Genomic DNA, 19,959 nt, shown 5'->3' on the forward strand with positions numbered 1-19,959 from the left:
CCCCCTGTCTCCGCACCGGCATCAGGAGGATGCGATGAGATCTTCGAGCTCGCGCCCCGCCCTGGCCACCGCCGTGACCGTCGTAGCGGCCCTGCTGCTGTCCCTCACCACTCCCCCAGTCACGGCGCATGCCGATGCCGACCATGACTCCCTGGTCGTGCGCACCGACCGCGGCTGGGTGCGCGGGGCAGCCGGCCGCGACCGCGGGCGAATCTTTCAGGGGATTCCGTTCGCCGCCCCGCCGACGGGTGACTTGCGCTGGCGTCCACCCCGACCCGCCGCACGGTGGTCCGGCGTACGGGACGCCACCGCGTCCGCCCATCCCTGTCCGCAACTGCCGCTGACCCTGCTCCCCGACGGCGGCCCCGTCCTGCCCGGCGAGTCCAACCGCACCGGCAGCACCACAGAGGACTGCCTGTACCTCAATGTGTGGACGCCCGCCCGCACCATGGTCCGGCCCCTCCCGGTGCTGGTGTGGCTGCACGGCGGCGGCAACGCCTACGGCGCGGGCAGCGACTACGACGGCTCGGCGCTTGCTGCGCGCGGTGTGGTCGTGGTGACCGTTAACTACCGCCTCGGAGCACTGGGGTTCCTCGCCCACTCCGCCCTGTCGGCCGAGAGTGCGGACCGTGCCTCCGGCGACTACGCCCTGATGGACCAGCAGGCCGCATTGCGCTGGGTACGGCGCAACATCGGCGCCTTCGGCGGCGACCGCAGCCGGGTGACGCTCGGCGGTCAGTCCGCCGGATCGTCGGACGCCTGCGTCCACATCGCCTCGCCGACCGCGAAGGGCCTGTTCCACCGGGCGATCCAGCAGAGCGGAAGCTGCGCAGCGGACGGCGGACTGACACCGCCCACGCTCGACGCTGCAGAGCGGAAGGGAAGCGACTTCGCGGCCACGGTCGGCTGCACCGACCCGGCGACCGCGGCGGCCTGTCTGCGAGCCGTACCCACCACCGAGCTCATCCGCAGCACAGGAACCGGGGCCGCGTCCTTGTGGGGCCCGAACACCGGGCCCCACATCCTTCCGCGCACGCCGCACGCGGCGTGGGCCGAGGGACGGGTGAACGCGGTGCCGACGCTGAGCGGCAACACCCACGACGAGTACCGCTACTTCACCGCCCTGTACGTGGATCTGCTCGGCGGCGGCCCGCTGACCCCTGCCTCGTACGCGGCACTGATCACGCTTCAGCACGGCGACCGTGCGGCCGCGGTCCTCGGCACGTACCCGGCTGCGGCGTACCCGTCGCCCAACCTGGCCTATTCCACCGTCGGCACCGACCAGCGGTTCGCCTGCCCGGCACGGGCCGACAGCCGGCTGTACAGCAGCCGAGCGCCCGTGTACGCCTACGAGTTCGCCGACTCCCAGGCACCACCGTTCATTCCCGCCCCGCACACACCGCAGGGCGCTTTCCACGCCTCCGAACTCGCCTTTCTCTTCCCCACGGACGCGGTGCCACCCCTGACGCCGGCCCAGCGCCGTCTGTCCGCCATGATGACCGCCTACTGGGCCCGCTTCGCGGCCACCGGCGACCCCAACGTGCCCTGGGCTCCCACCTGGCCGCGCTACACGGCCGACGGAGACCGCATCCAAGTGCTGACGCCGGACCGGACGGGCCCCACCACCGGGTTCGCGGCCGACCATCACTGCACATTCTGGCAGCCCCCCACTCCCCGGGGGCGGTGCGGTGACGTCGACGTGGGCCCTGGTCCGGGACGGGTGCCGGAGCGTGCGGCAGGGCCCCTGACGCCCTGGCCAACCGTCAGCGGGAGCGTTTGGTCGCGACGGTCGCCTTCGCCCGCGCTCACTCCCCGTACTACCGCGAGCTGTACCGGACCCTGCCGGAACGCGTCGAGGACCCGGCCCTGCTGCCGGTCACGCGCAAAGAGATACTGATGGCCCGATTCGACGACTGGGTTACCGACCCGGAGGTGACGCTCGACCGCGTACGTGCCTTCGTCGCCGACCCCGGCCGGGTCGGCGAGCGCTTCCTGTACAGGTACCTGGTCACCACCACGTCCGGAACCACCGGACACCGCGGCGTGTTCCTTCTCGACGACCGGGCGGCGGCGGTGGCCAGGGCCCTATCGCTGCGGGCCGCCCGGCGCACTTTGACCGCCTCGGCGACGGCCCGTTTACTCGCCCACCGCGAGCGGTCGGCGCACATCGTCGCCACCAGCGGCCATCTGGCCGCCTGCACGCCCGGGGCAGCCGGGTGCTGTCGGCGCACAGCCCGCTGCCCGACCTGGTGGACCAACTCAACCGGTACCGGCCCGTGTTCCTGAGCGGCTACGCCACGGTGATCTCGCTGCTCGCCGGTGAGCAGCTGGCCGGCCGCCTGCGCATCGCTCCGGCCGTGGTGCCCCTGGTGGCTGAGGGCCCCGGTGACCGCGACCACCGCCGGATCCGCTCTGCCTTCCGGGCGCCTGTGGTCAACACCTACGGCTGCAACGAGAGCCTCGCCCTGGCCTACGGCTGCGCGTTCGGATGGCTCCACGTCCACAGTGACTGGCTGATCCTGGAACCCGTCGACGCCGACCACCGCCCCACTTCGCCGGGGGAGTCCTTCACCGTGCTCCTGACCAGCCTGTGCCAATGGGCGCAGCCGATCCTGCGCTACGACCTCGGCGACAGGGTCTGCTGCGCCCGGACGCGTGCGCGTGCGGAGACCCGCTCCCCTCCATCAAGGTCCGTGGCCGCGTGGCCGACCTGCTGTCCTTCCCGCGCCGGGGCGGCGGCACCGTCCGGATCGTGCCCATGGCCTTCGAGACCCTCCTGGAAAGCATCCCGGACATCGACCTGTTCCAGATCGTCCAGACGTCGCCCACCACCCTCCGGGTGAGGATCCGGTCCACCACCGGAGCCGATCGAGAACGGCTGTGGACGGCGGTGCGCCAGGAGCTGGCCGCCCTCCTCGGCGCCCACGGGGCGGACCAGGTCAGTGTCGAACGGGCCCACGAGCCACCCGAGCAGTCGCCGGGCGGCAAGTACCGTGTCGTCATGCCCCATTCGTGACGCCGCGCGACGGGGCGTCCTCACCCGGGGCGTCCCGTACCGGAACGCCGTGGTGAGCGGCCAGTGCCAGCAACGCCACACGCAACGACCCGGTCTCCAGGGCGGTGCCCGGATCGAACCAGAGGGCCACGGCTGTTCCGCTCGCCATCCTGAGCGTGAAGCGCGCCAACTCGTCCGCCACCTCCGGGCGGTCACGCAACCCGAAGACGGCGCTCACCGATTCCCGTGCCCAGACCACCAGCGCGTCGCGGTACTGACGCACCTCGGCCACGGCCGCCGCACTGGCATCCTGCTGCACCATGCCCAGCCCCAGCAGCAACCGCAGACCGTGCGGATGACGCTCGAACGCGTCCCTGACCTCGGCCAGGAAGGTGTCCAGGCGCTGGATGACGTCGGCGCCCGGCACCTCGGCCGGAGGCAGGGCAGCCAGCAGCTCGGTCCTGGCGCGCTCCAGCACCGCGATATAAATCCCGTCCTTGCTCCCGAAGTGCCAGTAGAGGGAGCTGGTCGGCAGACCGCACGCGGCGGAGATCATCGAGATGGAGGTGGCGGCGTAGCCGTACCGCGCCATCAGTTCGCCGGCGGTGTCGAGAATCGCGTCCCGGGACCGTGCGCCGCGGTTCTGGACCGGTGCCTCCGTCATACCGCTGACTTTAGACGACACGATGGCCAACGGGCCCATGCGTGGATTCAGCCATAATCGCTTGCATTCGGAGCCGCGCTGATCGGCTCTGTAGCGGGTCCGCAAAAGGGTTCGGAACGTCTCTGGAACAGCCGGTCCGCGGTGACCTGCGTACTCAGCGAGCTGGTGAGGTCGGACCGGGACGCCCGGCCGACGTTGCCATCGGCGGGTTTGCCCAGCCCGCATCCCGAACCGGACGTGCCCGATCTCCAGGCATCTCCACAAGCCCCTCTCAGACGGCCGCCGCCCATGGTCCCGCTGGGCCAGGGCGAGGGGATCTTGTTTTCGCGATACAAGTAGCGATCGGCCCGGACCTTCGCGCGCCTGAACAAGACCACCTCATCGTCGGCAGGCCACCACCGGCCCGCACAATAGCGACGGCGCGGACTCTTCCAGCTGGACCAACAGTGCAGCTTGGTCCGCATCTCCCGTACCCGGCGCTCGGCCTTGAGCAGCGCGCACCCCAGCGCATCGGCATTCACCAGCGGCCTCCCGGCATTGCAGCATCCTCCCTGCCGACTTACCGGCCCCCTTCGCCATGCACGGAGCTTTCCTCAGCTCGGACTACTACGGAACCTCCGCCCCGCCTGCGGACCTCAGCCGGCAACGGGCCTGCCCTCGGTCTCCGGATCGGACGCCCGGAAATGAGCGCGACCGCAGGCGGTTCCCGCGTTCACCACGTGCCGATCGGTCAGGTCGGCGTCCCGCAAAACGGTGCGACTCGATCTTTCCGTGCAGCAGGGAGAGTGCGTACCAGCCCTGAGCGAGGACGGTGAGCGCGCCGGGTCTGGCGGTCATGGGCGAGCGCGCCTGCAAGTACGCGGCTCCGTCCACGCAACCAACTCCGCCTCACTGCTACTCGGTATCACCCAGTTCGAGAAGGACTGCCAAGGCTTCCGCTGACCGCTCAGCAGGCTTGATCAGTCGGCCTTGCGTGCGCGGACTCCGCGGGCTGGCGGGTGTGGCGGAAGACCGCAGTGCCTGCGCGACAGCGTCAACGGGCCTGTCCAGTGTGGTCTTTCGCCTGGTAGGGATCGACCGACGGCGCCGTCCGTGCGTGTCGCGCTGTCAGCAGCGTAGTGGCTGTTCGGCCCAGATGGTTTTGCCGCGTTCGCCGTACCGGGTTCCCCAGCTCCGGGTCAGCTGGGTTATGAGGTAGAGACCGCGTCCGCCCTCGTCCGTGTCCTGGGCCCGTCTGACGTGGGGAGATGTGCTGCTGCCGTCCGACACCTCGCAGATCACGTTGCGGTCGAGGATCAGCCGTAGCGTGATCGGTTCTTCGCCGTAGCGGATCGCGTTCGTCACCAGCTCGCTGACGATCAGCTCGGTGGTGAACGACTCCTCCTCCAGCCCCCACCGGGCCATCTGCTGCGTCGTCAGGTCGCGTGCCCGGCCGACCAGTTCGTCCTGAGCCTCTATCTTCCAGGTGACATGGCGGTCCGAAGCCAGGCCGCTGACCCGGGCCGTCAGAACGGCCACGTCGTCCTTGTGGCATGTCGGCAGCAGTTCGCGGACCAGCGTGTCGCACACCTCTTGAGGCGTGGCGGATGGAGGAGTCCGCGAAAGGGTGTCGCGCATGCGGTGCAGTCCGGCATCGAGATCCTGGGCGCGCGGCTGCAGCAGGCCGTTGGTGTACAGCACCAGAACGTCCCCGTCGTCCATGGCGATCTCACGCTTTTCGAACACGATACCTCCCAGGCCCAGTGGGGGGCCGCCAGGCAGTTCCACGAAGTCGACGGCGCCGTTCACCGAGAGCACAGCCGGCGGTGGATGACCGGCGCGTGCCAGGAGACAGCGGCGGGACACGGGGTCGTACACCGCGTACAGGCACGTCGCTCCTGTCGCCAGGGGCCCTTCGTCACTCCGTTCGTCGAGGAAGCGGTTCATCTGGTCGTCGAGATGGGTGAGAAGCTCGTCGGGGGCCAGATCGAGATCCGCGAGCGTACGTACGGCGCTGCGCAGGCGGCCCATGGTCACAGCGGACTGCAGGTCGTGTCCGGTCACGTCGCCCACCACGAGCGCCACTCGTGCGCCGGACAGAGGGATGACGTCGAACCAGTCGCCGCCCAGCCCGGTGTGCCCGCTCGCGGGCAGGTAGCAGGACGCCGTCCGCACCGCCGACGCCGACGGCAGCCGCTGAGGAAGGAGACTGCGCTGGAGGGTCAGCGCGGTCGTCCGCTCGCGGTGGTATCGGCTGGCGTTGTCGACGCACACCGCCGCTCTGGTCACGATCTCCTCCGCCAGCAGCACGTCGTCGGGCTCGAACCGGCGGGGGTTGCCGGAGCGCAGGAAGACGACAGCGCCCAGGACGACGCCGCGGGCGAACATCGGGACGAGCAGCCACGAATGGATCTTCGGTCCGTCGTCCGGGGAGTGGCGGAGGCCGACTGCGGCGGGGCAGTTCTGGAGTTGATCGTCCGCCAGGAGGACGGATTCACCCTTCGTGAGAGCGTCGAGGAACGGCGAGCCGGGCGCCGTCGCCCACAAATTGGCATCCCCCACCTTCACTTCCCCGGCAGCGTCTGACCCCGTGTCTTCGGCTGCCCCACTGCAAGCGGCCCTGCGGAACAGCGGGGGACGCGGTGGTCGGCCTTCGGTCGGTTCGCGGCCGGGGAAGACTGAGTCCAACAGGTCGACAAAGCAGATGTCGGCGAAGCGCGGTACCGCGACCTCGGCCAGTTCCCGGGCGGTGCGCCAAAGGTCCAGGGTGGTGCCGATCCCGATGGCCGCCTCGTTCGTCAGGACCAGCCGCTCGCGCGATCGGACCCGTTGGGTCACGTCGGAGACGACATGACCCAACGCGATCACCCTCCCGGACGGGTCCCTCAGGGGCAGGATGGACTCCGACCACACGTACTCCCGCGGCGAGTTGGCCACGGGGTGGCCGACCACCTCGGTGTCGATGAGCGCCTTGCCGGTCTCAAGGACCCGCCGCTGGCGGGCTTCGAGGGCATCGACGTCCAGCAGGCCGGGCGGCGCCATCTCGCGCATGGTGTGCCCGGAGTACTCGGTCCCCTGGAACACGCCGGCGCGCCGCTCGGCGATGTTCAGGCCGACGAAGCGCAGCTGCGTGTCGAAGATGTCGATGTTGAACGGCGAGTCGGTGAACAGCCCCTTCAGCAGGGCGCGCCCGTATTCGTACGTGCGGAGTACGGCGGTACGGGCCGCCTGCACCAGCCACTGCGGATCACCGTTCGCGGACGTGAGGGCACGGACCCAGATCTGGGCCGCCAGCGGCTTCCCGCTGCGCTGTCGCAGGACCAGAGACCCCCGGCGGGCGCCCTTCTCCCAGCGCCTGACGATGTCCGCCGCGTCGGCGGGGTCGTAGAGGAACTCGTCCGCACTACGGCCCACAGCCTCGCGCGCCGGACAGCCGAGCATCTGCTGCGCTCCCGGACCCCAGGCCGCGACCCGACCGCAGGCGTCCAGCAGGACGTCCGCCTCGCTTCCCGGTTCCGGAAATTCACCGTCGCCGCGAAAGGTGATGTCATGCATTCCGCACCTCGAGCACATCCGTGCAGGAATGTGGATTTGAGCGGCTTAGTCCAATTTAGCAATAGATGATACCCGTGACGTGGTCATCTTTCTCGTCACTCCACGGCCTGGGCGGTCTTCTGCCGTAATCACCGAGTCTTGGGCGATCTGATCCGGGCGCCCCGCGTGGCCAGGCTCCGGATCTGCGGCAGCCGGGACGGATGTCAGCGGACGGGTAATCCTGGCAGCGCCGCGCCGCACCATAGTCACCATCGCCAGCATCAGCTCTCGCGTCTCGCGCAAATCTTGCCCTTGATCGTTGCCGCCCGGCCCCGACCCTGCGAAGGTTTCGGCCACTCCCCCAAACCCCCAGGTCATCGGAGGCCCCTTGGCTGCCCGTCGTGCCGTTGTCGCTGCCGCGTCAGCGGCACTCGTCGTCCCGCTCCGCGGAGGCGCGGCCGCCAGCGGCTGCGGGGCCGCCGCGCCCCGGCGATTGGCTGCGTGCCCTTTACACCGGGCAACCAAGTGGCCAGCCGTCGCCACCCCGTCCGGTGCTACGTGCACCACCTTCACAGCATCTGCCGTAGCCGACGTACCGGAAGCACCCCGTACTCGCACCCTTTGCCCTGTAACGGAGCGGCGGCTGGTCAGAAGATGACCACGTGGCCGGTGCGCGGCGCGGTCCGGCCCGACTGGACCTCGCGCCAGACCTGCGTCAGGGCCTGCGGGCCCTGGCCATGGACGACGTCGACCCATCCCTCGGCCACGGGGGCGAACCGCTGCCATGCGTCGGCGAACCGCCGGTCCAGCCCTGCGCGCCCCCACTCGCCGGTGCGCTTGCGCATCTGGTCGGGGGCAAAGAACATGCCCGGACCGGTTTCGGCCAGTGTGCCGGCCGGCCCGGGCTCCTGGTTGGTGATACCGACGACCACGTGGTGCACCAGGGCGTCGCCCAGATGGGCGCTCAGCGAGGCGGTCAGCCGCTCGTCGCCGGCGAAGTCTGCGTACAGAGTGGGCCGGTTGGGCAGTTGCACGACGTCCTCATAGGCGAGCACCCGGTCGTAACAGCCCAAGCTTTCAGTGAAGGCTACGTTGCGCCGGGAAGTAAGGCCGACGATCTCGCACCCCCGGCCCTGCAGCAGGAAGGCGGCACCGTAGGCCGTCTTGCTCGACGCTGACGACAGGACGGCCGTCGCAGCCCCCAGCCAGGCATTGTCGACGAGCCAGTCGGCCAGCATGAACGAGGTCCAGAACAGCGGGCGGTACAGGATCTGGAGGTCCTCGCGGTCGGCCTCGTAGGCGAGATCACCCGTGGTGAGGGCGTACGCATTGTAGGGCCGGGGCAGTGTCTGCCGGTGGGGGCTCGCGTCCCGGAAGCCGCGCTCGTCCACCCGGCCGGGGCGGACCAACAGGTGGCTCGCGGACGGCAGATAGCCGTAGTAGCGGCTGCCCGGCTCGATGCCCTCCACACGCGAGTCGACGACCTCTGCAAAGCCCCACAGGGGGACGATCCCCCAGCCCTCGCGGGAAGCGGGGAAGAACTGCCAGTAGCGGAAGGAGTCGCCGAGCGCGGCGTAGGTGACGTTGTTCGCGGTGAGGCCGACCTGGTCGACCCGAAGCAGCGCCTCGCCGTCACGAACCTCGGGAACCGGTGCGTCGGCGAGTTCGGCGATCGACAGATCGTCGCGGGCGATCAGCAGGTTCCAGCCGACGGCAGCGGCGGTAGCAGTAGTGGTGGTGGTGTCCATGGCCCGGAACGTACTTGAATCCGAATTCGGATTCAATAGTGGGCCTAGAATGCGCGCATGCCCTCCCCCCAGCACGAACGTGCCCCCACCCCGCCGCGCCCGCGGCGAGCCCACGGCGCACCCGGCGCGGTGTCCGCACCCGCGACGCCCTGGTGGCCGCAGCGCGGCGGATCTTCGAACGGGACGGCTATCTTGAGGCCCGCATCGTCGACATCGCGGCCGAGGCCGGGGTCGCCGCCGGCAGCTTCTACACACACTTCACCGGTAGCGGCGGTGCTCGGGCAGCGCGTTCATCAGCACGCGATACCGCGGTGCAGGATCAAGGACAGCAGGGCCGCGCGGCGGGTGCGGGGCGGGCTGAAGCGCTCGCGAAAGGCTTCCGGCAGGTCTGCGATGGTCAGCGCACCGATCACGTGGGCGGCCACCGTGCGCACAAGCGGCCAGGCCGGCTTCAGGTGGCCGAGGCGGCGGGGTGCGGGAGCTTCACGGAGCATGTCGAAGAGCAGGTAGCGCACGGGTTCGCTGTATTCGAGGCGCTCGCGGATCGTGCGGTCCATATACGCGGGTACGTCAGCGGCCGTGACCGGGAACAGGTCGTCGGACAGGCCGAACTCGGTACACACCGCACGGAATTCTCCGTATATCTGATCCAGTTCAGGCGGCGCCAGCGGGCGTCCCGACAGTTCTCGCATCGCCGTCATGCACTCGTACAAGGTGACCAGCACCCACACCCGCACCGCCGGGTCCAACGCTGTGAATGGCCTGCCCTGCTCGTCGGTCCCTGCCAGACGGCGGTGCGTGCGCTCCAGACGGGCGACCTCACGGCGTAGCCCTTCACGGTCGGAGAAGAACAGCCGCTTCCCGCTGTCCATCGTGTGCTCGCTACGCCGCCACGGGTGCGCGCGGTAGGTGGAGAAGTTGTCATGCCGGCGGCGACCGCCGGATCTGCAGTCTGCAGAACCAGCAGCCGCCACGCCACCAACCCGATCCGCCACTCCCCCAGCGTGCGGCGTAGCAGCGAATCAGGACCAGGAAGATCAGCGGTAGCCAAGGGGACGTCTCCTCAAGTACGTGCACAGGAATGAGCAGGGGACGACCGGAAGAGGGATCATCCGGCTATCCGCCCAGCCCAACGGCCCTACTGGAATCCGGGAGCGGCCAGGTTCCCGAGTTCAACCATCCGGGAAGCGCCTCAGGGCTCTGCTGAGCGAACACGACACGGTGGATGGAGGGGTGGATGGCAGCGAGGACCAGGCGCCAGAGCTCGGCCGGCCCCGTACTCGGAGCAGGCCTCCCCCCTCGGCTATCGCGCGGGAAGAGGTGTCCTCCTCGCCGGGAGGCTTACCCGCGGGAGATGACTGGCAACAACGGGCGGCGTCCGAGCGGTCGCGGGCGTATTGGATCTTGTTGGTGAGCAGGACCGCGGAGTGCCCGCATTGCGAGGAGATCCACATGCCGGTGCTGGTGAAGCCGTAGTGCAGCCAGACGTCCTGGTCGGAGCCGGTGCCGGGTGCCAGAACAGACCGCGGGCCGGTGCCGTCACCGGTCCGGACGGCCAAGGACACCTCCGCCCAGGCCGGGCCGAAGCCGGGCCGGGCAGGTGCGGTCGCGGGGGCGAGCAGGCAGGACCTCATCCTGCGCGGCGGCCAAGACGTCTACCCCACCGAGATCGAACACGTCCGGCGCACCCTCGAATGGGTCACCGACGCCGCCATCGTTCCCGCCCCCTGCGAAAGCCGAGCGACGCCAGGAGGTCCACAGCAGCCTGCCGCCCATCCACACCAGGTAGGCGGCCCCGCCCCAGCGGAGTGCCTCGTACGCGAAGTGAGAGGCAGTCAGCAGAGCGGTCACACCGACCGAGGTGAGCACTCCCCAGACCAGCGTGCCGCTCTGGATGCCGAGGACCACGCCCCAGGCGCGACGGCGGTGCGCAGGACGAGCGCGGTGTCCAGTCCGGGAGTGACGGTGAGCAGTCCCACCATCAGGGAGAAGGTCCACAAGGCATCCATGGCGATCACGAACGATCACCCTAGGCCGGGCGTCACGCAACCTCTACTCTTCTGCCCGGAATCGGGCAAGAGTTGCAGCAATCTCTGATCTACGACCGCGGGCCACACCTCAGAACGGTGAACCCGGAAAATCCTCAAACCAGCCGTGGCGCCCCAGCCAACGGTGCACGCCACCTGCCACTCGCCCCGTCCAACGTCGTGATCACGACACGGCCAGGTCCGCGCATGCCTGCCTGGCGGTCGTGCGCGCCCGCGACCTGGACGCGGGCAAGGTGGAAACGCGTGGGGGCGGCAGGCGAAAGGAGAGGCCCGAAGCCTCCTCGCTGGGTTGGGAAGAGAGGCGGTTCGGCCTCTGCGGAGGCCGTATTGCCCGCACTGCCCCGTACCCTTCGTGGTGTCTACGGCGTCACTTAGCGGGCGCCAAACCACTGGAGGCAACACCCCGTGCTGATTGCTCAGCGTCCGTCCCTGACCGAAGAGGTCGTCGACGAGTTCCGCTCCCGGTTCGTGATCGAGCCGCTGGAGCCGGGCTTCGGCTACACCCTCGGCAACTCCCTCCGCCGGACCCTCCTGTCCTCGATCCCGGGTGCGGCGGTCACGTCCATCCGCGTCGACGGCGTTCTGCACGAGTTCACCACCGTGCCGGGTGTCAAGGAGGACGTCACCGACCTGATCCTCAACATCAAGCAGCTGGTCGTCTCCTCGGAGCACGACGAGCCGGTCGTGATGTACCTGCGCAAGCAGGGTCCGGGTCTGGTCACCGCCGCCGACATCGCGCCCCCGGCCGGTGTCGAGGTGCACAACCCCGACCTCGTCCTCGCCACGCTCAACGGCAAGGGCAAGCTGGAGATGGAGCTGACCGTCGAGCGCGGTCGCGGCTACGTCTCCGCCGTTCAGAACAAGCAGGTCGGTCAGGAGATCGGGCGCATCCCGGTCGACTCGATCTACTCGCCGGTGCTGAAGGTCACGTACAAGGTCGAGGCGACCCGTGTCGAGCAGCGCACCGACTTCGACAAGCTGATCGTCGACGTCGAGACCAAGCAGGCCATGCGTCCCCGTGACGCCATGGCGTCGGCCGGCAAGACGCTGGTCGAGCTGTTCGGTCTCGCCCGCGAGCTCAACATCGACGCCGAGGGCATCGACATGGGCCCGTCCCCGGTGGACGCCGCCCTCGCCGCCGACCTGGTGATGCCGATCGAGGAGCTGGAGCTCACGGTCCGGTCGTACAACTGCCTCAAGCGCGAGGGCGTCCACTCCGTGGGTGAGCTCGTCGCCCGCTCCGAGGCCGACCTCCTGGACATCCGCAACTTCGGTGCGAAGTCCATCGACGAGGTCAAGGCGAAGCTGGCCGGCATGGGCCTGGGCCTCAAGGACAGCCCGCCCGGATTCGACCCGACCGCCGCCGCACTCGGTGCGGACGACGACGCGGACGCGGGTTTCCTGGAGACGGAGCATTACTGAACGCTGCGCTGCGCTGGTCATAGAGACACGTCGCGACGGGGACAGCACCCGTAGCTCCTTGAGTGACGGTGCCGCTGTTCCTGCCGGCAGCACGTAGGACTCCACCTGCAGATCTGCGGGATCTTCGGCTCTCGCCAGGGATGGCGCTGCCGCGGACAGGAGGCGACAGTCGTCATCATCGTCAGTACCCGTCTGCGGGCACAGCGGAGCAAGGCCGAAGACGTGCTGTTTCCCGGGATCGACGTGCGGTTGGAGGGCGTGGTGGTCACCGGTACGCTGCTGTTCGTCGATGCCGCAGCGTGCGGGCGACCACCGTACTGCCCGAACTGCCGGTGGCGGGGGCGCAGAATCCACTCGCCCTACCACCGCAGCTTGTCCGAACGCCCCCTGGCTGGCCAGAAGTCGGTCGTGCGCCTGCGGGTGCGGCGCTTCTTCTGCGACCGGAAGTCGTGCGCCCGCAGGACCTTCGTCAAGCAGGTCGACCGGCTGACGGAACGCCACCGCCGCTCCAGCCTCGGGCTGAAGGAATGGCTGACGACGGTAGCCGTCGAGCTCGGCGGCCGGCCTGGGGAACGGGTTTGCCGCAAGCTGAACCTGGCGGCGGGTCGGACCCACCTGGTGGGGCTGCTGGAGGAGCCGCCGGTGCCAGGCCCGCGCTCTGCTGGACGAGCACACCGCTGTGCGCGGCCCGGGGACCGGCTGGGACCTGCACCGCCACACTCCGTCCTCACCCCCTCGGCGAGCAGGGTGCCTCCCTGCTGGTACTTGTTTCCCATCCTCTGATGCGGCTCGGTGGACGGCCTAGCCTTGTGGGGGGGTTGTCTGGCTCTGGACCGGAATTGGGGTCTGACACCAGTGATGCGGGCCGTGTCCCGTCACGGCTGGGGAGCCGTGACCGGCCCGTTTGGTGTGTGAAACACATGCTCGAAGGTGCTACGGCAACGCTCTCGCCTGTAGACAGATGGCCGGGCGCGGGGCGCCGATCAGGTGAACTGACACCCGGGTCCAGGAAGCCGGAGGCGGTTTCCCGAGCTGCGGACTCATGATGGCCGTATGCCTTCCGCTGGGCGCGTCCGACGACATGCCGGGCAGGCAGTCGACACCAGACCTATCCGCATGCAGAACGGCAGGCAACGGCCCCCGGCCGACAGGGCCGTGGGGCCACCCGTCCGAGTGACATTCCATCGAATAGGCGTATTGGTCCAGCCATACTGGCGCCGTTCGATGCCAACCGGTCACGGTAGTGCCCGGGCGCTCGCGGGCGGCCGAGCACCGAAAGGAGTCCCCTCATGGCAGACGTCAAAGTCGGGCTGTACGTATCTCTCCAGGCCAAGCCCGGCAAGGAGGAAGACGTCGCTGACTTTCTCCGCAAGGGCCTTGACCTCGTGCAGGAGGAGCCCGGCACCGTCGCCTGGTTCGCCGTGCGCCTGAACGCGACCGCCTTCGCGATCTTCGACGCCTTCCCCGACGTCTCCGGACGCCAGGCCCACCTCGCAGGCCGGCTGGCCGCGGCCCTGATGGAACGAGCCCCCGATCTGCTCGCCCAGCCGCCTTCCATCGAGCAACTCGACATTCTCGCCCACAAACTGCCCTGAAACCGAAGGCGGCTGGTCGGCCCGGCGTGGCCGCCTCTGTCCCCGATGCTCGCACTCTCTGACCAAACAGCTGGAGCACACCCACCAAGATCGCCACGCATAAGACCACCCGCCGGCCCGCCCTCGCCGTGTTCAACGACCGTCTGCACCTGGTCCACCGCGGGCAGGCCAACGACAGCCTGTGGGAGTCGGTCTACGACGGCAGCAGCTGGACCACCGACACTCCCATCCCCGGCCGGCACAGCTGGCGCGGACCCGCCCTCGCCACCTACCGAGGCGCCCTCCACTGTCTCGCCACCGGATAACACCACCGCCCCGGCGGCCCGCCACCCAGGTGGCCCGCCCCGCCGGACGAGCGAGCAGCGGGGGCCTCCACCAGGACAAGACCTGCGGACGAGCTGGCACGGGTCAGGAGCTGTGTCATATCTGGTTGAGGCACAGCCAGCCGAACTCGGTGGTTCAGCGGGGGCGGGACTGATGAGCTTGATCAGGCGTCATCCGTAACTCAAGATGTCTGCGTTCAACTCGGCAGCGCCTACACCGACAGCACAGGAGACAATGACCGACCCGACGGTCCCCGCTGGACCGAAGAGAGTGGTTGCGGCCATAGTGACGCCGGTTTCAGATGCTGCGCCGATACCTGCCAGGCAGCCAGCGAAATCCCCGACAATACGGCTGCCTATGTCAAGAAAATCCGAGAAGCTGAACAGTCCGCTCGGGTCGATGCGGTTGACTGGGCCGTCTTCGGCGTAGAGGTGGGGGTTCCCCTCTTGTCCGGAGGGGTCGGGGCTGTTGAAGCGGCCGACGTTGGGGTCGTGGTAGCGGGCGCCGGGGTGGTAGAGGCTCGTGGGATCCTGGTAATTGCCGGTGAAGCGGTAGGGCTGGCAGCACCCCGGGATGTAGCCGAGGTCCAGGTCGCCCGAGGCCCACGAGACAGTGCACCCAGTCGGCGAACCATGGCCGACGCCTCGCCGTAGCGGTCGACGTGGTCGAACACCGACTGGCGGTCGTGGGCGGCAGACGAGCCACTTGCTTCTGCCCTCAATTCCTTGCAGGACAACCCTATTCGACCCCTGTCTCGCATTTCGGATTCCCTCAGGCGAACCGGTCTCCGGCCATCCGCATCGTCGGGATCAGTACGGCGCGCGAAATCGGATCCGAATCACCGCGTTAGGAGCGATTCTTCCGACGAGCCAAGAAGGCGAAGCCCGCCAAAACAACTCCGCTGACTGCGGCGATCACTCCCAGTACGAGCGGAACAGCATCGTCAGTAGCCGTTCCTGCGACGCACGCGCATATTCCTCCTACGATCAAGACCGCAGAGAAGATTCGCACTCCTCTGATTGCGTCATCCATCGATGCACCCTTCCGCCGCACTCGTAGGAGAACCGTTGGGCCGAGAATGAGTTCCCGACCCAACAGCCATCTAGAGAGGCCGTAGCCTCCTGTTCAATCTATTCTTCACGTATTACCCGTAGGTGAGAATCTCCGCTCCATAGAAGCCTGCGGCACCTCCAAGCGCGCAGCTGCCGACTACGGCGAGACCAACGCCTACAGCACTGCCAACTCCGGCGCCCACCACGCCGCCGACGGCGGCGGCGTATGCGATGGATCCGGTCTCTGCTGCAGCTGTAACTCCCGCGAGGCAGCCAGTAACGACTCCGAAAATGTCGCTGCCCGTGTCGAGTGCGTCGGAGAAGCTGAACAGCCCGTTGGGGTCGATGCGGTTGACGGGGTCGCCTTCGGCGTAGAGGTAGGGGTTCTCCTCCTGTCCGGAGGGGTCGGGGCTGTTGAAGCGGCCGATGTTGGGGTCGTAGTAGCGGGCGCCGTAGTGGTAGAGGCCCGTGACGTCTTGGTAGCCGCCGGCGAAGCGGTAGGGCTGGGGGTTCTTCTCGCTGGTGGAGGCCCTGGTGACGCCGCGGGGGCTGTAGGCGTAGGTGTTGACCTTGGCGCCTGTCTCGTCGGTGAGGGCGATGACGGAGCCGAGTGCGTCGGTGAGGTAGCAGTACGCCTTGCCCCCGGTCGTCATGGAGTTCAGGGTGCCCCCGGGTTCGCGGTTGAATCCCGTGTCCACACCGGCAGTTGAGGTGCCGGCCAGGCCGATCGGCCCGTTGTGGAAGTAGGTGTCTCCGAGGCGGATGCGTTCGCTCTGGTCGGTGGAACCGTACTGCCCGGTGTATGTCTTTCCGCCCACGGTCAGCGACGTCAGCTGGGAGTGGTCGGTCCACTTCTCGGCCGTGCGGGTGCCCTCCGGAGTCGACGCGCCGGCGGTCTCGTTGCCGATCTTGTCGTAGGACCAGTTCGTCGTGGAGCCGTTCTTCGCGGTCAGCTGCTGGGCGTCGTTGACGGTGTAGGTGGTGGCGCCGGGGCAGCCGGCCGCAGTGCCCTGGCTGGTGAGGTTGCCGGCGAGGTCGTAGCAGTAGAGCCAGGAGGAGTTGAGGGTGGTGCCCTTCTTCTCCTCGGCGTACGAGAAGCGGCCCGCGCCGTCGTAGGTGTAGGTCGTCTTCAGGCCGGTGACGTTGTCGGTGGACGAGCGGATCTTGCTGCCTTCCGTCGTCCCGCTGGTGCCGTATCCGTAGGAGTAGGCCAGGTCGACCGGGGTGCCCTTGGGGGAGGTGGTCTTGATGGTCTTGGGGCGGCTGGAGTTGTCGGGATCGACCTTCTGCACCGTGCCACCCGGATAGGTGGTCGTGGTACGGACGTCGTTGTTGTTGTACTTGTACGTCGTCACCCGGCCCGCGGGGTCCTTCAGCTCGGCGAGCTTGTTGACCTCGTTCCAGGTGTAGTCGACCGTGCCGGCCGGGTCCTGGTAGTAGTCGACGTTCCCGGACGGGGTGTACGCGAGCAGGGTCTGCGAGCCGTCCTGCAGGGTGCGGATCGTCTCGCGTTGCAGCGGGTCGAAGTCGTACTTGATGGTGCCGGTGCTGTCGGTGCGCTGGGTGAGGTTGCCGTCGCCGTCGTACCAGTACTCGACACGTGCCTTGTTGGTCGTGTCGACGATGCGGGTGCGATCGCGGTTGTCGTAGGTATAGGTGACGGTCACACCGCGGGCGTCGGTGACGGTCTTGGTGCGGCCCAGCGCGTCGTAGGTGTAGGTGATCTTGGCCAGCGGGGCGGGCGGAGTGACGGTGTCCAGGTTGCCCGCGCTGTCGTAGTGGAAAGTGGTGGTGACCGTCTTCGCCGCGGTCATCTTCGTCTTCTCGGTGCAGCGCTGGCCTGCGAAGCCGCCGCACGTCGGGGAGGCGGGGTTGTAGGTGTAGGAGACGTTGCCGCCGCCGGTACCGGTCTGTGCCACCGACATCGTGTTGCCGACCGCGTCGTAGGTGAAGTCCGTCTTTTCACCGTCGGGGTTGGTGGAGTCCTTGGGGACGTCTGCGCCGGCGATGGTCTGCCAGTGGTTGACCGTCTTGCCGCCCGTTGGCTGAGTGATGGTCTCGAGGTTGTTACGGGTGTTGAAGCCGTAGTCGGTGACGTTGCCCGGTGTGGTGCCCGAGCCCATCGCATCCGTGCTGGTGTCGATGCTGTGGTTCGCGTCGAACTTGGTCGAGCGCTTGTGGCCCATCGCGTCGGTGACGTCGGAGACCTGACCGTCGCTGTCGTGCTGGTACTTCGTCGCGTGCGTCTCCGGGTCGGTGGCCGTGGTCGTACCGGCCGCGGTCACAGAGTCGCTGGTGTAGGCGTAGGTCCAGGTCGGGCCGGTGTGGCCGTCGCTGTTGAAGCCGGTGCCGCGCAGCATGGAGGTGACGCGGTTGGCGTCGTCGTAGGTGAAGACCGTGACACGGCCCTCGGCGGTGGTGATCTTGTCGACGCGGCCCCAGGCGTCGTAGCGGAAGACGGTCGTCTTGCCCTCGGTGTCGGTGGTGGAGGCCAGGTTGCCGTTCGCGTCAGGTGGAAGACGGCGGTGCGGCCGGTGTTGTCCTTGGCCTGCCACTGCGAGGCGTCCGTCTTGGCCAGGTCCACCCAGCGGCCCGAACGGGTCTCGGTGAGCTTGAAGCCCTTGTTCTCGCCGCTCTCGTCGTGCTGAGTGACGGTGACCGAGCCCTTGTTGCGATCGGTGACCTTCGTCAGCGTCCCGTTGGCGTCGTAGGTGTCCTTGGAGTGGGACTTCCAGTTCGTCAGCGTGTAGGTGCCGTCACTGTTCTTCTTCAGCTCCTGCGAATACCACTTCGGGGTGGTGAACGTACCGTCACTCCAGGTCGGGAAGCTGGAAGGAGTACCGGCCGAGCACGTTGATGTGGTGGCGCATGAACGGGGAGAGCCGGGCGACGTCCTCGTCGCGCACCTCGAAGCCGTCGGCGCGGAGCTGGGTGAGGGCGGCGTCCATGTAGCGGGTGTTGAACAGCACGAGCGCGTTGAGGACCAGGCCGAGCGCCCCGATCTGGTCCTCCATGCCGTCCTGGTAGCGCTGGTAGAGCTGCCCCGCCCGCCGGGCGAGCGCGTGGTGGCCTTCCTGGAGGTTGGCCTGCACCTTGATCTGCCGCCGGTAGCCGGGCTCGTCGGCACGGTCAGGCGCAGGATGTGCAGAGTCTTCGCGATCCGCCGTAGTACGTGATCGCGTCGCCGAGCGGGGTGGGCCGGCCATCGCGGGAGAGCATCCGGATGACGTCGTAGGCGCGGACGGCTCCGAGGCTTCCAGGCTCTCGTCGGCGCCCCGGGCTAGGAGGAGCCATGACCGGCGAGGTCGGCGCCATCATCGAGTAGACGGAACCGGCCGTACTCACGGCGGCCGCCGTCACACTGGTCGAGGGGCCGGCGTTCTGCGTATCGGGCACCTCTTGACCGCGTAGGTTCGCCGGGTTGGTGGTCGTGGCGGTTGGATGTGCACTGACGTCCGTCCCGACCGCTGGGGGTGTGGTGGCCGAGCCTGTCTGCGTGCGCAGGTTGACCGATCAGGAGGGTCAGAAGCTGCAGCAGATCGTGCGCCGGGGCAGCGCCAGTTCGGTGCGGTTCCGGCGGGCGATGATGCTGCTGGCCTCGGCCGGCGGGAACCGGGTGCCGGTGATCGCCCAGCTGGTGTAGGCCGACGAGGACACCGTCAGGGATGTGATCCACGCGTTCAATGAGAAGGGCCTGGCCTGCCTTGGACCCTAATTCGTTGATAGCAGCACCGGCGCGTGACTAGGAGCGTTGCCGGACTGTTCGAGTACGGGACTGTGACGCCTTCCTGGACCCCGGCCGATGAGGCCTCCACTGAGAGGGGCGGCAGTCCCATGACTCGGGTGTTGGCAGCCGTGTGGGCGTCGGGCGGACAAGCTATACAAGCCCCGGCCCGCGAGGCCTCCTAGGTAGAGCGGTGACGCCTGACGTCGTCACGGTCGCCACCACAGGAGTGAACCTCCGCTCTTTGGAGTTGGAGGTGCGAGCCCGTTTCACGGCGACCTCTTGCCAGCCCTGAACCACCGAGTTCTGGGCAAGACCGAGGCCCGTGAGGCGCGCTGGTGCCGCGAACGGCTTGTGAGATGTCGGACGGAAGAGTCCTGGAATTAGGGAGCCGCGCGGCCCGCATTCGCTCGTGCCTAGCGCATATGTCAGCGCCAAGGGGAGGAAACACCGTGATCAGACCCGGGCCCTCCACGCCTGTCTCCGCTGGCGCAACGCCAACGCCCGCCACCCCGACGTCTGCCGCCCAGCGTCGAGAGTGCGCCCGCAGCCGCAGTGAGAAGGGCATCCGATGGGGCGGACGAGCGAGGACGGCGGCTTGATCATTCGCTGACGTTCAACGTCGCGCAGTCCCCGACTCCAGTTCGGACAGCACCGCCCGGAGCCGCTCCAGGGCCGCGGTCGTGTCCGGCTCTCCGCGATTTCAAGGTCAAGATGGCAGCGACCCATGCCGCTGCCCGCGCCGGTGACCTCAGCGCCGAGCTCGAACGCCGTCTCCAGAGCCTCCTCGACGTCGTCACGATCGATCGGCAGCCCCACGAAGACGATCTCGACTAACACTCCGGTCCTCCCTCTAAACCCGGCGAACCACAGC

Annotated in this window: 14 protein-coding genes and 7 pseudogenes; 11 read left to right on the forward strand and 10 right to left on the reverse strand. The window is 68.3% G+C overall.

Features of this window, described 5'->3' with window-relative positions:
* Nucleotides 1-34 precede the first annotated feature (34 nt).
* From SAVERM_RS02695 to SAVERM_RS43810, 3 genes are all read left to right on the forward strand, one after another.
* Complete coding sequence (locus SAVERM_RS02695; protein WP_010981871.1) at nucleotides 35-1,897, forward strand: carboxylesterase/lipase family protein; 1,863 nt, start codon at nucleotides 35-37, stop codon at nucleotides 1,895-1,897.
* Nucleotides 1,897-2,286: a hypothetical protein gene (locus tag SAVERM_RS43805; RefSeq protein WP_010981872.1), complete on the forward strand. Its 390-nt coding sequence runs from the start codon at nucleotides 1,897-1,899 to the stop codon at nucleotides 2,284-2,286. The genes SAVERM_RS02695 and SAVERM_RS43805 overlap by 1 nt, the downstream gene beginning before the upstream one ends.
* A 415-nt stretch (nucleotides 2,287-2,701) precedes the next feature.
* Complete coding sequence (locus tag SAVERM_RS43810; protein WP_079121362.1) at nucleotides 2,702-3,016, forward strand: hypothetical protein; 315 nt, start codon at nucleotides 2,702-2,704, stop codon at nucleotides 3,014-3,016.
* On the opposite strand, the gene SAVERM_RS02705 is transcribed toward SAVERM_RS43810, so the two are convergent.
* From SAVERM_RS02705 to SAVERM_RS02715, 4 genes and pseudogenes are all read right to left on the reverse strand, one after another.
* Complete coding sequence (locus SAVERM_RS02705) at nucleotides 3,000-3,659, reverse strand: TetR/AcrR family transcriptional regulator (protein ID WP_010981874.1); 660 nt, start codon at nucleotides 3,657-3,659, stop codon at nucleotides 3,000-3,002. The genes SAVERM_RS43810 and SAVERM_RS02705 overlap by 17 nt on opposite strands.
* Before the next feature lie 753 nt (nucleotides 3,660-4,412).
* Nucleotides 4,413-4,496, reverse strand: a pseudogene (locus SAVERM_RS44265) (MarR family transcriptional regulator); the annotation flags it as partial.
* 270 nt (nucleotides 4,497-4,766) lie between these two features.
* Nucleotides 4,767-7,193 carry a SpoIIE family protein phosphatase gene (locus tag SAVERM_RS02710; RefSeq protein ID WP_010981875.1) on the reverse strand — a complete coding sequence of 809 codons (2,427 nt, stop codon included), beginning with the start codon at nucleotides 7,191-7,193 and terminating at the stop codon, nucleotides 4,767-4,769.
* Between the two features lie 626 nt (nucleotides 7,194-7,819).
* The gene (locus SAVERM_RS02715) at nucleotides 7,820-8,920 is read right to left on the reverse strand and encodes a DUF2855 family protein (protein ID WP_010981876.1); all 1,101 of its coding nucleotides are present in this window, start codon (nucleotides 8,918-8,920) and stop codon (nucleotides 7,820-7,822) included.
* 152 nt (nucleotides 8,921-9,072) lie between these two features.
* On the opposite strand from SAVERM_RS02715, the pseudogene SAVERM_RS44270 reads away from it, so the two are divergent.
* A pseudogene (locus SAVERM_RS44270) lies at nucleotides 9,073-9,129 on the forward strand (hypothetical protein); the annotation flags it as partial.
* 84 nt (nucleotides 9,130-9,213) lie between these two features.
* Here SAVERM_RS44270 and SAVERM_RS44275 read toward each other — a convergent pair.
* From SAVERM_RS44275 to SAVERM_RS45475, 3 genes are all read right to left on the reverse strand, one after another.
* The gene (locus SAVERM_RS44275; protein ID WP_052082447.1) at nucleotides 9,214-9,792 is read right to left on the reverse strand and encodes an oxygenase MpaB family protein; all 579 of its coding nucleotides are present in this window, start codon (nucleotides 9,790-9,792) and stop codon (nucleotides 9,214-9,216) included.
* A 667-nt stretch (nucleotides 9,793-10,459) separates the two neighbouring features.
* Entirely contained in the window at nucleotides 10,460-10,828 is a 369-nt protein-coding gene (locus SAVERM_RS45470; protein WP_338058979.1) for a LysE family translocator, read from the reverse strand.
* Nucleotides 10,768-10,938 (reverse strand): hypothetical protein, encoded by a 171-nt coding sequence (locus SAVERM_RS45475; protein WP_308699016.1) that lies wholly within the window; start codon nucleotides 10,936-10,938, stop codon nucleotides 10,768-10,770. The genes SAVERM_RS45470 and SAVERM_RS45475 overlap by 61 nt, the downstream gene beginning before the upstream one ends.
* A 435-nt stretch (nucleotides 10,939-11,373) precedes the next feature.
* Here SAVERM_RS45475 and SAVERM_RS02730 point away from each other — a divergent pair, with 435 nt between their 5' ends.
* The 4 genes and pseudogenes from SAVERM_RS02730 (at nucleotide 11,374) to SAVERM_RS42605 (ending at nucleotide 14,290) form a co-directional block, all read left to right on the forward strand.
* Nucleotides 11,374-12,390 carry a DNA-directed RNA polymerase subunit alpha gene (locus tag SAVERM_RS02730; protein ID WP_010981878.1) on the forward strand — a complete coding sequence of 339 codons (1,017 nt, stop codon included), beginning with the start codon at nucleotides 11,374-11,376 and terminating at the stop codon, nucleotides 12,388-12,390.
* Nucleotides 12,391-13,036: 646 nt separating this feature from the next.
* Nucleotides 13,037-13,163, forward strand: a pseudogene (locus tag SAVERM_RS45740) (site-specific integrase); the annotation flags it as partial.
* A 516-nt stretch (nucleotides 13,164-13,679) separates the two neighbouring features.
* Nucleotides 13,680-13,985, forward strand: coding sequence for a putative quinol monooxygenase (locus SAVERM_RS02735; protein WP_010981880.1), 306 nt, complete (start codon nucleotides 13,680-13,682; stop codon nucleotides 13,983-13,985).
* A gap of 128 nt (nucleotides 13,986-14,113) precedes the next feature.
* Complete coding sequence (locus SAVERM_RS42605; RefSeq protein ID WP_010981881.1) at nucleotides 14,114-14,290, forward strand: hypothetical protein; 177 nt, start codon at nucleotides 14,114-14,116, stop codon at nucleotides 14,288-14,290.
* A 189-nt stretch (nucleotides 14,291-14,479) separates the two neighbouring features.
* Here SAVERM_RS42605 and SAVERM_RS45480 read toward each other — a convergent pair whose 3' ends face one another.
* The 3 genes and pseudogenes from SAVERM_RS45480 to SAVERM_RS42155 form a co-directional block, all read right to left on the reverse strand.
* Nucleotides 14,480-15,076: an RHS repeat-associated core domain-containing protein gene (locus SAVERM_RS45480; protein ID WP_078234884.1), complete on the reverse strand. Its 597-nt coding sequence runs from the start codon at nucleotides 15,074-15,076 to the stop codon at nucleotides 14,480-14,482.
* Nucleotides 15,077-15,453: 377 nt separating this feature from the next.
* Nucleotides 15,454-18,209: pseudogene (locus SAVERM_RS02740) on the reverse strand (RHS repeat-associated core domain-containing protein); the annotation flags it as partial.
* A pseudogene (locus SAVERM_RS42155) lies at nucleotides 18,172-18,610 on the reverse strand (Tn3 family transposase); the annotation flags it as partial. The pseudogenes SAVERM_RS02740 and SAVERM_RS42155, both read right to left, overlap by 38 nt.
* A gap of 229 nt (nucleotides 18,611-18,839) precedes the next feature.
* Between SAVERM_RS42155 and SAVERM_RS39390 the strand changes: the two are divergent.
* From SAVERM_RS39390 to SAVERM_RS45230, 3 genes and pseudogenes are all read left to right on the forward strand, one after another.
* Nucleotides 18,840-19,073, forward strand: a pseudogene (locus SAVERM_RS39390) (helix-turn-helix domain-containing protein); the annotation flags it as partial.
* A 460-nt stretch (nucleotides 19,074-19,533) separates the two neighbouring features.
* Nucleotides 19,534-19,687: pseudogene (locus SAVERM_RS44285) on the forward strand (integrase); the annotation flags it as partial.
* A 112-nt stretch (nucleotides 19,688-19,799) separates the two neighbouring features.
* Nucleotides 19,800-19,922 (forward strand): hypothetical protein, encoded by a 123-nt coding sequence (locus SAVERM_RS45230; protein ID WP_255253775.1) that lies wholly within the window; start codon nucleotides 19,800-19,802, stop codon nucleotides 19,920-19,922.
* Nucleotides 19,923-19,959: the final 37 nt, after the last annotated feature.

The organism is Streptomyces avermitilis MA-4680 = NBRC 14893 (genome assembly GCF_000009765.2).
Taxonomy (GTDB): Bacteria; Actinomycetota; Actinomycetes; order Streptomycetales; family Streptomycetaceae; genus Streptomyces; species Streptomyces avermitilis.